This is a genomic window from Sulfuricella sp., from assembly GCF_035531155.1.
In the GTDB taxonomy this organism is placed as follows: domain Bacteria; phylum Pseudomonadota; class Gammaproteobacteria; order Burkholderiales; family Sulfuricellaceae; genus Sulfuricella.
This window is the reverse complement of record NZ_DATKTK010000042.1, coordinates 107,690-122,895: the sequence shown is the minus strand read 5'-3', so window position 1 is coordinate 122,895 and position 15,206 is coordinate 107,690. Positions and strand designations below refer to the sequence as shown.

Genomic DNA, 15,206 nt, shown 5'->3' with positions numbered 1-15,206 from the left:
TTTGGAGTTGATCCATCAACCTTGCTACGGCTTTCGAGAATCGAGAATAGCGAGCTTTGAGCTTATTTCAATCATGGAATCCGGATATCCAAGTTTGCTTTTGGCATTCGTAGTTTTTGACGTGTTAAACTTTTCACATGAATGCCGCCAAACGTCGCGAAATCTTCACCCGCTTCTGCGCCGCCAACCCTCATCCCACCACTGAACTGGTCTACCGCACCCCCTTCGAACTGCTGGTGGCGGTGGTGCTGTCGGCCCAGGCCACGGACAAGAGCGTCAACCTCGCCACCACCAAACTGTTTCCGGTGGCCAATACGCCGCAGAAGATGCTCGCCCTCGGCCAGGAGGGGCTGGAATCCTACGTCAAATCCATCGGCCTGTACAAGAGCAAGGCCAAGCACCTGATAGCAACCTGCCGCCTGCTGCTGGAGAACCACGGCGGCGAAGTGCCGCAGAACCGAGAGGCGCTGGAAAAGCTGCCTGGCGTCGGGCGCAAGACCGCCAGCGTGATCCTCAACACCGCCTTCGGCGAGCCCACCATAGCCGTGGATACCCACATCTTCCGCGTCGCCAACCGCATCGGCATCGCGCCGGGCAAGACCGTGCTGGAAGTGGAAAAGAACCTGCTCAAGTTCGTCGCACCTGAGTTCCGCCACGATGCGCACCACTGGCTGATTTTGCATGGCCGCTACATCTGCAAGGCGCGCAAGCCGGACTGTCCGCACTGTTTGATTAACGACCTGTGCGAATACCCAGATAAAACTGTCTAGGCACGGATTAACACAGATACAATTCTTGGAATCTGTGTTAATCCGTGACTATATTGACGTTTATGGAACCTCACTTGAAATGACCATCGCTACAGGACTCGCCACCGCCCCCATCGCCGAACCACGGCTTGCCGGCCAAGCCGTTGCGGCCGCCATGGGGAAGGCCGGGCTGACTATCGCCAACAGCGTACTGCTGTTCCTCACCCCGGAATTCGCCCGCGACCCCAAGTCCGCTCTCCTGGCCGCGTCCCGAGCCAGCAACTGCACCCGCATTATCGGCTGCTCCGCAGCGGGAATTTTCACCGATCAGGACTGGGTGCTGGACGCTCCAGCCGCTGCCGCAATGGTATTTGGCGGCGATATCAGCCTGGCCCCCGCGCCACAACCGCAGCCGGACGACCTGATCCTGTCACTGGCCGCCCCAAATGCCCTCAACTCCGCCTGGATCAGCGAACCAGGGCGACGCTTCGGCGGGGTATCGGGAGATGCGACCGGGCAGGGGCCGTTCAAGGTTTGGTGCGGCGGCAGGACGGCGGAAAGCGGCCGCTGCGAAACCCGGTTAGCCGGTGCAAGCGGCGCCGTCCGCGTTTCCCAGGGCATCCGTGCCCTGAGCGAGCCGCTAGTAATCACCCAGGCCAGCGGCTACGATGTAATCTCACTCGGGCAGCAACCTGCCATGAACGTGCTGACGCGCGAACTGCCTCTCGACCTCCGCAGCGAGGATAACCTCCCCCTGCACCTGCTGATGGCCGGGATTATCCACGGCGATCCGGCCACGGCTATCGCCGAGGGCCGCTTCCGCCTCGCACCGATTATTTCCGCCAATGCCGAGGATCGCTCGGTCACCCTGTCGGCGCGGCTTACGCCCGGAGAGCAGATGTTCTGGGCGGTGCGCCAGCCGCTCGCCGCCGAACGCGACATGCGCCTGACGATAGACCGCTTGCAGCAGGAACTCGATGCCCCGCCCGATTTCGGCCTGCTGTTTCCCTGCATGGGACGCGGCCCCTATTTTTACGGCGGGGTGGATCGCGACCTCGACCTGGTCAAGCAGCGCTTCCCGGACCTGCCGCTGATCGGCTTCTACGGCAATGGCGAAATCGGGCCGCTGGACGGCGTCAACCAGTTGCTGCAGTACGCCGCCGTGCTGGGTTTATTCAGGGAAGCCCGCCATGTTTAACCCGACCCGTGACCAGGCGCGCCGCTTCTTCTTCGATGCCTGGCAAAAATACCGCGAACGGCAGCCCCTGTCCGACCTCGAAGCCATCGCGCTCGACCTGATGCAGCAGCACCCCGAATACCACACCATTTTCGATAATCCGGAACGCTATGCCGAGCGCGATTATTTGCCGGATGCCGGCGAAACCAACCCCTTCCTGCACTTGGGCCTGCATTTGGCGATCCGCGAGCAACTGCCGATCGACCAGCCGCGCGGCATCGCCGCCCATTACCGACGCCTGCTGGAAAAGACCGGCAGCGCGCACGACGCCGAGCATTTGATCATGGACTGCCTGGCGGAAATGATCTGGCAAGCGCAACGCCAGCGCACCCAGCCCGACCCGGCGATCTATTTGGATTGCCTGGAAAAATGCTAGAATGATCGAATGATCACGTTTAAACCCCGACAGGAGACTACGATGAAAAAACAATTGCTCATTTCCACCACCCTGCTACTGGCCACCAGCGCCCTTCCCGCCTTCGCTGACGACATGGCCCAGTACCAGGAAGAAAGCCGCAAGATCGTCAAGGAGTTCGCCTCGCAACTGGGCGGTGAAATGCAGAAGGAGATGAAGGCCAACGGCCCGGTCGCCGCCATCAAGGTGTGCCGAGACGTGGCGCCCGCCATCGCCTCCGAAGTCTCGCGCAAGAACGGCTGGAACGTCGGCCGCAAGTCCCTGAAGACGCGCAACGCTGCGCTGGGCATGCCGGATGTCTGGGAGCAGAAAGTGCTGGCCGACTTCGAAAAACGCATGGAGAAGGAAAACCCGGCCAACATGGAATTTGCCGAGGTCGTCACCGAACCACAGGGCAAATTCTTCCGCTACATGAAAGCCATCCCGGTGCAGGATGTGTGTCTGAAATGCCACGGCACGGATGAAACCATCCCGCAGAATGTGAAGGATGCGCTGAAGGCCGAATACCCCCACGATAAGGCCACCGGCTACACCTTGGGTCAGATCCGCGGCGGCTTCAGCATCAAGCGCCCGCTGTAATCCGGCTTGCTGAAAACGCCCCGCCCCGGCGGGGCGTTTTCATTTCCCGTCTTCTTCTGGTAGCCTGAACCGCGCGAAAAAATCAGTGTCAGATAAACTCTGCGCCAATCATTTAGTTAATCCCACCCCCTTCCCGGCAGGATGCCCACATGCACACAGAAAGTTTTATCGCGGGCAAAGATGCCTCGCTGGAATCCTCCATCAGTTCCATGCAAGCCAAGCTGGCCGCCCTGGGTTTCCATATCGAAGAGCGCTCATGGCTGAATCCAATAGACAATGTCTGGTCGGTGCATATCCGTGATCGCGACTGCCCGCTGCTGTTCACCAACGGCAAGGGCGCATCGAAACTGGCGGCCCTGGCGAGCGCGCTGGGCGAGTTTTTCGAGCGCCTGAGCTGCAACTACTTCTGGTCGCATTATTATCTGGGCGAAGCGACTGCCCGGCGCGCGTTCACCCATTATCCGCAAGAGCAATGGTTCAAGCCGGGCGACGATGGCGGCTGGCCGGACGAGCTGCTCACGCCGGAACTGCGCCAGTTCTACAACCCGGAGGGCACCATCGATGCCGCCACACTGGTCGACCTGAACTCCGGCAACGCCGAAGCCGGCATTTGCGCCCTGCCCTACATCCGGAGCCGCGACGGCATCCGTGTCTGGTTTCCGGTCAACATCATCGGCAACCTGTACGTCAGCAACGGCATGTCGGCGGGCAACTCCCCCGCCGAGGCGCGCACCCAGGCGCTGTCGGAAATTTTCGAACGCCACGTAAAATTCCGCATCATCAGCGAAGGGTTGTGCCTGCCGGAAGTACCGGACGAGGTGATCGCCCGCTACCCGCGCATAGAGGCGGGCATCCGCGCATTGCGCGAGGCGGGCTTCGGCATCCTGGTCAAGGACGCCTCGCTGGGCGGGCAATATCCGGTCATGAACGTGACCCTGCTCAACCCGCACGACCAGGGCTGCTTCTCCAGCTTCGGCGCCCACCCGCGCTTCGAAATCGCCCTCGAGCGCTCCCTCACCGAACTGTTGCAAGGGCGTGCGCTGGACGCACTGGGCGGCTTCCCCGAACCGGGTTTCGACCTGGACGAAATCGCCAGCTCGCCGAATATCGAAATCCACTTCGTCGATTCCAGCGGCATCATCAGCTGGAACTTCCTCGGCGACACCCCGGATTTCGAATTCAGTGACTGGAATTTCAGCAATACCACCGAGGAAGACTATGCCTGGCTGGTTGAGCGCATCCACGCCGAACAGCGCGACATCTATATCGCCGACTTCGCCCATCTGGGCGTCTATGCCTGCCGCATCATTGTGCCCGGCATGTCGGAGATTTATCCGGTCGACGATCTGGAATGGGAAAACAACAGCGTCGGCAACGATATCCGCCCCGCTGTCCTGCGCCTGTCTGAGCTGGACGATGACGAATGCGCCGAACTGCTGGACACCCTGATCGAGCTAGGTCTTGCCGACCAGCGACCGGTCGCGGCACTGATCGGCTTGGCTGCCGATGCCGACTCATTCTGGAAAGACTTGCGCGTGGGCGAGCTGAAAACCCTGCTGGCGCTGGCGATCGGCGATGAAGAAGCGATCCGCGAAGGCTGCGACTGGGTACGCCATTTCGAGCAATTGAACGAACAGCGCCGCAAGGTTTACCGCTGCATCGAAAGCCTGCTCAACCTGGGCGATGCCGCCCCCTACAGCGACTCACTAAAACACCTTTATGGCGCGGATACGCTGCAACAGGCGCAAGCCCTGCTCAACGGGGAACAGCGCTTTTTTGGGCTGCACGCGCCGGGTATGGCACTGGAAGGGTGTGATATGCACCTGCGCCTGCTTGAAGCTTATGGGAAGTTGCACGCGATATAAGCTGGTTTAAGTTTTCTTTTTAAAAGGCACTGAACACCGAAGAAGAAATCCCTAAAATCGCAGCCCAACGGACAAACGGGACTGATCCTCGGCGGTGAAATTGACTTTCCGGTCCCGTGCCAGTCGGAAAAAGATATCCCGGTAGTCGTAGGTCAATGAAAGCGCCTTGCCGGACACTGATTCGTCATCGGCCGTTGCGCGGCCATGCTTGCTCGATAAATCCACCGTCCACCGCTGATGGTCGTCTGGCAACATGCGCCAGACTGCGTGAGTAACCATCTGGCCGGTGTGGAGACGGTTGTCCTTGACGGTAAATAACGAGAGGGTTGATTTAGGTAGCAGGCGGGTCCCGAGCCCATAGACGACGGAATCGTTCGGGTCAAAATTGAGGTTGTAGTAGTCCCTCGTGTTGGTGCGCCCGAAACCGAGCAGAGCATAGATCGAGTCACCGATCTGAGCGTTGATGGAACCTCCGGCGAAGCCGTGAGAGGCCAATTGCAATGAGGGTACCAACTGGCCGAAGGGAATTTGCAGCGTATATTCGTAGCCGGTGCGGGTCTGCTCAAACTCACTGCCGCGCTGGTAGTGGCCTAGCCAAATGGCATGTGGGCCATGATTCGCACGCAGATTGAGATCGGTCGCATCCTTTTCGTGGGTGGTGACATAGTAGGAGGGTGTGAGCTTGAAAGCCCCGGCGTCGACTGCTGCAACCTCAGCCTCGCCCAGAGTTGCGGTATCTGCATACACCCCAGACATTCCCAACAGCGTTCCATACACTCCAGCCCCGACGACGTTCTTCAATTTACCAATGAGCACTGCTTTCTCCGATTTATTTGCCGCGAGTAAATCGCACTACTACATGCTCATATCAAGCCAGACGCAATATTAATGGTCAAAGCCACCAAAGTGGTATTGAAAAAGAATGCCAAGACGCAGTGTACTAGCCCTGTTCGACGCATCGATCTGCTAGTGAAGCTTACGTCAGCCGTCTGACCAGAGGTTCCTATCACGCAGGAAAAATACAGGAAATCGCTATAGTCTGGCGCAGTCGCATTGGGGAATTCCAGCCCACCTGGACTGCCGCACTCTTGAGCGACATAGAAGTCATGTGCGTAGTGCAGCGCAAACATCACTTGAGTAAATGCCCATGAAGACAAGATGGTCAGCACAGCGAGTGCGATGTGTGCATACCGAAGCATGCCGTGCATGTCCTTGACCACTGCAAGTTCTGCAAATATTGCACCGAGAGACGCAATAGCCGCGACGATCACCATCCCCAGAATGACAAATTTCCCATCATCTTGCTCTATGGAGCGGACACGCATTCTTTCACGGGTAGTCCAGAACATCATGCGAGCCGCCAACATCAAATAAAGCCACGCCCCGACATTCCAGCCAACAATCGCCCGCGTAATTTCGTGCAATGCTAAAGATCTTGGTATAAATAATACAATCAGCACTCCGACCAGAATCGAGCTGAATAGTCTTGGTCGTGAAAGAATAATACGTACGAAAACTGGACGATAGGCTGAATTAGGAATATCGGTCATGTGATAGTGATTTATGGGGTTATTTGTTCAGCCCGCGTAGGGCGAATTAGCGTAGCGTAACCCGCTGAAAGAGTGCCTCCAAGCGCAATGACTGCTGGTTATTGCGCCTACGCAGGCGACCCCTCGCGACACAGACCCCATACCGCGCCCATCGGCAAGCCGAGCGTGGCACAATCGATTGGCGACGCCTGTCGCAGCCGATCACTGCTGCAGCGTCGCTTCTTCGATGAGCACCTTATAGGAATAGCCTGACCCGAAATCCTTGTCGGTGTGGACGACGCCCTTCACCGTCACGACATCCCCGGTCTTCGCCTGATTCGTGGTCGTCACGAGAACGTCGTTCGTATTGTTCGCGACGGAACCCGAGCCATCGCGCAGATGGATCCAGTTTTTTCCCATGATCTCCGGGTTGTACTTCACGACCTTGCCGCGAACCAGAACAGGCTTGTCCTTCAGCTCGGCACCCTTCGTCATGATTTCCGCAACGGTCCGCGCGTTCGCGCCGCTGGCCTTGGGGACATGGATATCACCGGTGTCCGCCGTCTTGGCAAGGCCGGAGCGAGCCGTAGCCATGTCATTGCCGGCACCCGGCGCACTTCCTCCCGCACCGCCCAAGGTACCGAAAAGAATCGTCGGGAAAGTCTTCTTCAGCGACTTGCTCTCGAAGTTTTTCATGACCATCACGTTTTCAATCGTGACTTCGGCGCCTTTCCTGACCGGTGCCTTGCCGACCGCAGCCCAGGTCTCGCCGTCCTTGGTCTTGAGGCGGAGGTAGGTATAACTCTCGACGTCCTTGGCCTCTAGCACCTCGCCCTTGACGACGGCGGCTGCAGGAGGGAGGGGGGCAGGGTTTTCACCTGCCCAAACGAATGTGGCAGTAACAATCATGCTGATCGCCAACAGGGCTTTCATGGTCTGGATACTCCTTCGGGACGGGTTTTTGAGCATAACAGGAACGCCCGTCAGCGACAACGTCAGGCACTTGGTCTATGGCGACTCGCGGGCCGCCTTTCGAATCAGAATCAGGCCGTGGCGCTGACGCCGGCCATCAGCCATTATTACAAAGAGTTACGGAGATATTCAATTGAAATGTACTGATACAATTCGCTACATAACTTTATGCAAGATTGTCGTAAGGTAGCCCAATCCGCCGGTCCCAACTCTTGAGCTTGAAGCAACTCGCTTCTAAGCACGGGGCTTACGATTTTTTAAACTAGGGCGGTAGTACGGTCGAAGACGTCCAGACGCGGCCGCAAGGAAAGGATGATGGCTATGAAAACGATCACATTGATAATCGCATATGCAGGAAACAAATAACTAAAAAATGCGTTAAACCGCACAGGAGTTCGGTATGAAGAACAGGACCATCTGGATTGCAGTCGCAGTGTTGGCGATGGTCGGCGCGGCTGCGGCCGTTTTCTACGGCAAGCAGGAAACACAAACGTCTAATGCGGGGCGAAGCGACAGGAACGGTGCCGGCCGGCCGGTGCCAGTGGTAGCTGCGGCTGCCCGGGCTGGCGACATCGACGTCGTTATCAACGCGCTGGGCACGGTCACCGCGCGCAACACGGTCACGATAAAACCCCGTGTCGATGGGCAGTTGGTACGCATTGCCTTCCGCGAGGGGCAACTGGTCAAGGCGGGAGAGGTGCTTGCAGAAATCGATCCTCGGACCTTCCTGGCGCAACTGGACCAGGCAAACGGACAGCTGGTGCGGGATCAGGCGCTGCTTGCCAATGCGCGGCTCGATCTGGAGCGCTACCGCGGCCTGCTCGCTAAAGACTCGATCGCCGCACAGCAGGTCGATGCGCAGGGAGCACTGGTGCGCCAATACGAAGGACAGGTACTAACGGATCGGGCATTGGTGGATAACGCCAGGCTCCAACACGGATTCACGCGCGTGACGGCGCCGGTCCCCGGCCGCCTCGGGCTGCGCCTGGTTGACGCCGGCAACATGGTACACGCCAGCGACACTGGCGGACTGGTCGTCATCACCCAGACCCAGCCGATCGCCGTTGTCTTCGCCATTCCTGCGGACAATCTCTCCGCCGTGATCGGGAAGCTGCAAGCAAACGAAACACTGGCGGTCGAAGCATGGGATCGGGAGGGCAAGGCCAAGCTGGCGACCGGCAAGCTGCTGACAGTGGACAACCAGATCGACACGACAACCGGCACGGTGAAGCTCAAGGCCGAATTCCCGAATGCCGATAACGCCCTTTTCCCCAACCAGTTCGTCAATGCCCGCCTGCGCGTCGAGACCCGGCATGGTCTTACCCTGGTTCCCGTCGCGGCAATCCAGCGCGGCACGCAGGGCACTTTTCTTTATGTGGTGAAGGAAGACAAATCGGTGAACCTGCAACCCGTCGTGCTCGGGCCGGTTTCGGGCGACATTGTAGCGGTCGAAAAGGGTGTGGCGCCTGGCGAACAGGTGGTGATCGACGGCGTGGACAAGCTACGTCAGGATGCCAAAGTGGAGGTGAGCTTGCCCGTCGCACGGGAGGCCGAACAGAAAACCACGCCACGAAAGGGTGGGCGCCCTAATCACCGCAAAGCGCCGACCGAGAGCAAGGACGGGGCATGAACCCGTCGCGCCTGTTCATCCTGCGGCCAGTCGCAACCTCGCTGCTGATGGCTGCCATTCTGCTGGCGGGAATGCTGGCCTACCGCTTACTGCCGATTTCTGCCTTGCCGGAGATCGATTACCCGACCATCCAGGTGACTACCCTCTACCCCGGCGCCAGCCCGGACGTGACGACATCCTCGATTACCGCGCCGCTGGAGCGCCAGTTCGGCCAGATGCCCGGTCTGAACCAGATGTCGTCCAGCAGTTCGGGCGGCGCCTCGGTCATCACACTGCAATTCGGACTCGACCTCTCCCTGGATGTGGCCGAACAGGAAGTGCAGGCGGCGATCAACGCTGCCAGCTCTTTCCTGCCTCTGGATCTGCCGATGCCGCCGATCTACAGCAAGGTCAATCCGGCCGATGCGCCCATCGTCACGCTGGCGGTCACGTCAGAATCGCTGCCGCTGCCGAAGGTGGAAGACCTGGTGGACACGCGACTGGCACAAAAACTCTCGCAGTTGCCCGGTGTCGGCCTGGTCAGCATCGGCGGCGGGCAGCGGCCCGCGGTACGCATTCAGGCCAACCCGAAAGCCCTGGCCGCGAAAGGGCTCAATCTCGACGACATTCGCACCGCGATCGGCAACGCCAACGTCAACATGGCGAAAGGCAGTTTCGACGGTCCGGCGCGGGCCTCGACCCTGGACGCCAACGACCAGCTCAAATCTGCCGAGGAGTACCGGCAACTCATCATCGCCTGGCGCAACGGAGCCCCGATTCGTTTGAACGATGTGGCTGACGCCATCGACGGCGCCGAGAACACTCATCTTGCTGCCTGGGCCAACAAGACCCCGGCGGTGATCCTGAATATCCGGCGTCAGCCCGGCGCCAACGTCATCGAAACAGTGGACCGTATCAAGAAAACGCTGCCGCAACTACAGACGACACTGCCCGGCTCGGTCGAGGTCAAGATGCTGACCGATCGTACCACCACCATCCGCGCCTCGGTGGAAGATGTCCGCTTCGAGTTGCTGCTGTCGGTCGCGCTGGTGGTGATGGTGATTTTTCTGTTCCTGCGCAGTGTGTCCGCCACAGTCATCCCCAGCATCGCTGTTCCGCTATCGCTGATCGGCACCTTCGGCGTGATGCATCTGGCCGGCTTCAGCATCAACAACCTGACGCTGATGGCACTGACTATCGCCACCGGATTCGTGGTGGATGACGCGATCGTGATGATCGAGAATATCTCACGCTATATCGAGGCTGGCGAACCGCCCTTGCAGGCGGCGTTGAAGGGCGCCGAGCAGATCGGCTTCACCATCATCTCGCTGACCTTTTCGCTGATCGCGGTGCTGATTCCGCTGCTGTTCATGGGCGACGTTGTCGGTCGGCTGTTTCGCGAATTCGCCATTACGCTGGCAGTGGCAATCCTGATCTCCGCGGTGGTTTCGCTCACGCTCACCCCGATGATGTGCGCAAAACTGTTGCGTCATACGTCCGTCGCCGATCATGGCTGGCTTTTCCGGAAAAGCGGCGCTTTCCTCGATGCGGTTATCGCGCGTTACGGCGTCATGCTCAACTGGGTGCTCGACCGCCAGCGCGCTACGCTGCTGGTGGCCGTCGCCACTTTGGCGCTCACCGTGTTGCTCTACATATTCATTCCTAAGGGATTTTTTCCGGTGCAGGACACCGGCGTGATCCAGGGTATTACCGAAGCGCCCCAGACGGCCTCCTTTGCGGCAATGGCGGAACGGCAACAGGCGCTCGCCGAGGTGGTGCTGAAAGACCCGGCGGTGGAGAGCTTGTCATCGTTTATCGGGATCGATGGCACCAATGCCACCCTTAACAGCGGTCGCATGCTGATCAACCTCAAGCCCAAGAACAAACGGGATGCCGATGCTTCCGGCATCATCCGCCGCCTGCAACCGAAGCTGGCGCAAGTGCGGGGAATCACCATGTACATGCAGCCGGTGCAAGACCTGACGATCGAAAACCGGGTCAGCCGCACCCAGTACCAGTTCAGCCTTGAAGACGCCAACCCGGCCGAACTTGCCGCATGGGCGCCCAAACTGATTGAGCGCCTGCGCCAGTTGCCGGCGCTGGCGGACGTCGCCAGCGACATACAGGATCAGGGTTTGCAGGCCTATGTCGAAATCGACCGTGACAGTGCCGGCCGGCTCGGCATCACTCCCGCAGCAATCGACAACGCGCTTTACAACGCTTTCGGCCAGCGGCTGATCTCGACCATCTTCACCCAGTCGAATCTGTATCGCGTGGTGCTTGAAGTCAAACCCGATTTCCAGAAGGGACTGGAGGCGCTGAATGGCATTTATATCGTCTCCCCTACCGGCGCCCAGGTGCCGCTCTCAAGCATTGCCCGATTTTCAGAGCGCGCGACACAACTGGCCGTCAATCATATCAGCCAGTTTCCGGCCGCCACGATTTCCTTCAACCTTGCGCCCGGCGTTTCGCTTGGCGACGCGGTCAAGGTCATTCGTAGCGCGGAACTGGAACTCGGCCTGCCTGCCAGCCTGCAGACCGGTTTCCAGGGCGCCGCCCTGGCCTTCCAGGCTTCGCTGGATAACACGCTGCTGCTGATCCTCGCGGCCATCGTCACCATGTACATCGTTCTCGGCGTGCTCTATGAAAGCTATATTCACCCGGTCACGATCCTGTCCACTCTGCCCTCGGCGGGGGTCGGCGCTTTGCTGGCGCTGCAAATGTCGCGCACCAGTCTGGGTGTCATCGGCATCATCCTGCTGATCGGCATCGTCAAGAAGAATGCCATCATGATGATCGACTTCGCTCTGGATGCCGAGCGCAAGCACGGCAAGACAGCGCGCGAAGCGATCTTCGAAGCCTGCCTGTTGCGTTTCCGGCCGATCCTGATGACCACCCTGTCCGCCCTGCTCGCCGCGTTGCCGCTGATGCTCGGCACCGGTGTCGGCTCCGAATTGCGCCATCCCCTGGGTATCACCATGGTCGGGGGCCTGCTGGTGAGCCAGGTGCTGACCCTGTTTACGACGCCGGTGATTTACCTTGCCTTCGACCGGTTGGCGCAGCGCTTCGCCTCGGGCCAGCCTCGAATCGACGCTGTCGAATAACCCAGGCCATTGCCATGAGCTTTTCCGCCACCTTTATCTCGCGTCCGGTCGCCACCACCTTGCTGGCACTGGGCATCACCCTGGCGGGAGCGATTGCATTCGGGCTGCTTCCCGTGTCGCCGCTGCCCCAGGTCGATTTTCCGACCATTTCGGTGCAGGCCTCGCTGCCGGGCGCAAGCCCGGAAACCATGGCCGCCACGGTGGCCACGCCGCTCGAGCGCTCGCTCGGTCTGATCGCGGGCGTCACCGAGATCACTTCGTCCAGTTCGCTCGGTTCAACCCGCATCACGCTGCAATTCGACCTTGATCGTAACATCAATGGCGCGGCGCGCGACGTCCAGGCCGCCCTTAACGCGGCGCAAGGCCTGCTGCCCACCGGCATGCCGAACAAACCGACCTATCGCAAGGTCAATCCGGCCGATGCGCCGATCATGATTCTTTCCCTCACCTCGGAATCCTTGTCGCGCGGACAAATGTACGATGCCGCCTCGACCATCCTGGCGCAGAAAATCTCCCGGGTACAAGGCATCGGCGATGTGACTGTGGGCGGTAGTTCCTTGCCCGCCGTGCGTGTGGAGCTTAATCCGAGCGCATTGAACAAGTATGGCATCGGCGTGGAGGACGCCCGCGCGGCGATCGTCGCCACCAATGCCAACCGGCCCAAGGGCGCGCTCGAAGACGGGGAAAATCACTGGCAGATTCTGGCCAACGACCAGGCCAAGAAGGCTGCCGAGTATCAGCCGCTCATCGTGGCTTACCGCAACGGCGCCGCTGTCCGGCTCGGCGATGTCGCCCGGGTGGAGGACTCGGTGCAGGATATCCGCAATGCCGGGCTGGTCAACGGCAAACCGGCCGTGATGATGATCCTGTTCCGTCAGCCGGGCGCCAATATCATTGAAACGGTGGATCGGGTGAAGGCGCTGCTGCCGCAATTGCGCGCGTCGATTCCGGCATCGATCGAGCTGGCGGTAGTGATGGATCGCACGCCGACCATCCGGGCATCGCTGCGCGCAGTAGAACAAGCGCTGCTGATTTCGATCGCGCTGGTGGTGATGGTGGTGTTCCTGTTCCTGCGCAATGGACGGGCGGCAATCATTCCCAGCGTTGCGGTACCGGTTTCTCTGATCGGCACCTTTGGCGTGATGTACCTGGCCGGTTTCAGCCTGAACAACATTTCGCTGATGGCGCTGACCATCGCCACCGGGTTCGTGGTGGACGATGCCGTGGTGGTGCTGGAGAACATTTCCCGCCACATCGAGAGCGGCATGGAGCCGTTCAAGGCCGCCCTGCAAGGGGCGCGCGAAGTGAGTTTCACGGTGCTCTCGATGAGCCTGTCGCTGATCGCCGTGTTTATTCCCATCCTGATGATGGGCGGCATCGTCGGGCGGCTGTTCCGCGAGTTCGCCGTCACGCTCTCGGCGGCCATTCTGGTGTCGCTGGTGGTATCGCTGACTGTCACGCCGATGATGTGCGCCCGGCTGTTGCGCCCGCAGGCAAGCACACCGCAAGGGCGCTTCAATCGGGCCAGCGAGAGAGCCTTTGCGGCGATGCTGCACGGCTACCGGGTGTCGCTCGACTGGGCTCTCGCCCACGGTCGCATCATGCTGTTGCTGCTGCTGGCGATTGTCGGCCTCAATATTTATCTTTACACCATCATTCCCAAGGGATTTTTCCCGCAACAGGACACTGGCCGGCTGGTGGGCTCCATTCAGGCGGATCAAAGCATTTCCTTCCAGTCCATGCGCGACAAGCTTGCCGCCTTCGTCGAAATCGTCCGCCAGGACCCCGCTGTGGACAGCGTCGTCGGCTTCACTGGTGGCGGGCAAACCAACAGCGGACGGATGTTCGTCGGACTCAAGCCGCTGGCGGAACGCAAGCTGTCGGTCGACAAAGTGATTGCCCGGCTGCGCGGCAAGCTGGCGCACGAACCCGGCGCCAACCTGTTCTTGCAGGCGGTGCAGGACATTCGCGTCGGCGGGCGCGCCAGCAACGCCCAGTACCAGTTCACCTTGCAGGCCGACAGGATCGATGAGCTGCGGCAGTGGGAACCGCGCATTCGTCAGGCATTGAGCGAATTGCCGCAACTCACCGACGTCAACACCGACCAGCAGGACAAAGGAATGCAGACCTCGCTCATCATCGACCGCGATGCCGCCGCGCGGCTTGGACTCACCTCAAAACTGATCGACACGACGTTGAACGACCTGTTCGGCCAGCGCCAGGTGTCGACGATCTACAATCCCCTCAACCAGTACCATGTGGTGATGGAAGCCGCGCCGCAATACTGGCAGAGTCCGGAAATGCTCAAGGACGTGTTCGTCATCGCCCCAGGCGGCGTGCAGGTGCCGCTGGCTGCCTTCGCCCGCTGGGAGCCGACGGCGACGCCACTGGCGGTCAACCACCAGGGACAATTCGTCGCCTCGACGATCTCCTTCAACCTGCCGGTCGGCGTGTCGCTCTCCCAGGCCACGCGCCTGATCCAGGACGCGATGGCGAAGATCGGCGTGCCCACTGCCGTGCATGGCACCTTCCAGGGCACGGCCAAGGCGTTTCAGGCTTCGCTCGACAACCAGCCCATGCTCATCCTCGCCGCCCTGCTCACGCTCTACATCGTGCTTGGCGTGCTTTACGAAAGCTATGTCCATCCGGTCACCATCCTGTCGACATTGCCTTCGGCAGGGGTGGGCGCGATTCTGGCGCTGCTCGCGTTCAAAATGGAATTCAGCATCATCGCGCTGATCGGCGTCATCCTGCTCATCGGCATCGTCAAGAAGAACGCGATCATGATGATCGACTTCGCGCTGGCTGCTGAACGGCAGCGCGGCCTGAGCCCGCGCGATGCGATCCATGAGGCCTGTTTGCTGCGTTTCCGCCCGATCATGATGACCACCATGGCGGCCTTGTTCGGCGCGCTGCCGCTTGCCCTGGGCTCGGGCGACGGCGCCGAACTGCGCCAGCCGCTGGGGGTGTCCATCGTCGGCGGGCTGATCCTGAGCCAGTTGCTGACGCTTTACACGACACCGGTGGTCTATCTGTACTTCGACCGATTCCGGCTGTGGTGTCTGGATATCTGGCAAAGGCGGGCGCGTACCGAATCGCTGCAGACTGCGGCGCGACCATGAATATGAAAAGACAAGGAGCCGGGCT

The 15,206-nt window shown here is 60.1% G+C and carries 11 protein-coding genes; 8 read left to right on the top strand and 3 right to left on the bottom strand.

Features of this window, described 5'->3' with window-relative positions; all coding sequences use genetic code 11:
• Window positions 1–137: 137 nt before the first annotated feature.
• The 5 genes from nth (at window position 138) to ycaO (ending at window position 4,845) form a co-directional block, all read left to right on the top strand.
• Window positions 138–770, top strand: coding sequence for an endonuclease III (gene nth / locus VMV64_RS08785; RefSeq protein WP_325329582.1), 633 nt, complete (start codon window positions 138–140; stop codon window positions 768–770).
• 79 nt (window positions 771–849) lie between these two features.
• On the top strand, window positions 850–1,947 hold the full coding sequence (locus VMV64_RS08780; protein WP_325329581.1) for an FIST C-terminal domain-containing protein: 1,098 nt from the start codon (window positions 850–852) through the stop codon (window positions 1,945–1,947).
• Entirely contained in the window at window positions 1,940–2,362 is a 423-nt protein-coding gene (locus VMV64_RS08775) for a DUF1841 family protein (RefSeq protein WP_325329580.1), read from the top strand. The genes VMV64_RS08780 and VMV64_RS08775 overlap by 8 nt, the downstream gene beginning before the upstream one ends.
• Before the next feature lie 42 nt (window positions 2,363–2,404).
• Entirely contained in the window at window positions 2,405–2,980 is a 576-nt protein-coding gene (locus VMV64_RS08770) for a DUF3365 domain-containing protein (protein ID WP_325329579.1), read from the top strand.
• Between the two features lie 149 nt (window positions 2,981–3,129).
• Window positions 3,130–4,845 carry a 30S ribosomal protein S12 methylthiotransferase accessory factor YcaO gene (ycaO, locus tag VMV64_RS08765; protein ID WP_325329578.1) on the top strand — a complete coding sequence of 572 codons (1,716 nt, stop codon included), beginning with the start codon at window positions 3,130–3,132 and terminating at the stop codon, window positions 4,843–4,845.
• 51 nt (window positions 4,846–4,896) lie between these two features.
• On the opposite strand, the gene VMV64_RS08760 is transcribed toward ycaO, so the two are convergent.
• From VMV64_RS08760 to VMV64_RS08750, 3 genes are all read right to left on the bottom strand, one after another.
• Window positions 4,897–5,661, bottom strand: a complete 765-nt coding sequence (locus VMV64_RS08760; protein WP_325329577.1) for a hypothetical protein — start codon at window positions 5,659–5,661, stop codon at window positions 4,897–4,899.
• Window positions 5,662–5,708: 47 nt separating this feature from the next.
• The gene (locus VMV64_RS08755) at window positions 5,709–6,395 is read right to left on the bottom strand and encodes a DUF1345 domain-containing protein (RefSeq protein WP_325329576.1); all 687 of its coding nucleotides are present in this window, start codon (window positions 6,393–6,395) and stop codon (window positions 5,709–5,711) included.
• A gap of 201 nt (window positions 6,396–6,596) precedes the next feature.
• Window positions 6,597–7,307, bottom strand: a complete 711-nt coding sequence (locus tag VMV64_RS08750; protein ID WP_325329575.1) for a nucleotide-binding protein — start codon at window positions 7,305–7,307, stop codon at window positions 6,597–6,599.
• 439 nt (window positions 7,308–7,746) lie between these two features.
• On the opposite strand from VMV64_RS08750, the gene VMV64_RS08745 reads away from it, so the two are divergent.
• The 3 genes from VMV64_RS08745 to VMV64_RS08735 are packed head-to-tail and all read left to right on the top strand — an operon-like array spanning window position 7,747 to window position 15,181.
• Window positions 7,747–8,976 (top strand): MdtA/MuxA family multidrug efflux RND transporter periplasmic adaptor subunit, encoded by a 1,230-nt coding sequence (locus VMV64_RS08745; RefSeq protein WP_325329574.1) that lies wholly within the window; start codon window positions 7,747–7,749, stop codon window positions 8,974–8,976.
• The gene (locus VMV64_RS08740; protein WP_325329573.1) at window positions 8,973–12,059 is read left to right on the top strand and encodes an MdtB/MuxB family multidrug efflux RND transporter permease subunit; all 3,087 of its coding nucleotides are present in this window, start codon (window positions 8,973–8,975) and stop codon (window positions 12,057–12,059) included. Before VMV64_RS08745 ends, VMV64_RS08740 begins: the two co-directional genes overlap by 4 nt.
• A gap of 14 nt (window positions 12,060–12,073) precedes the next feature.
• Window positions 12,074–15,181, top strand: coding sequence for a multidrug efflux RND transporter permease subunit (locus tag VMV64_RS08735; RefSeq protein WP_325329572.1), 3,108 nt, complete (start codon window positions 12,074–12,076; stop codon window positions 15,179–15,181).
• Window positions 15,182–15,206 lie beyond the last annotated feature (25 nt).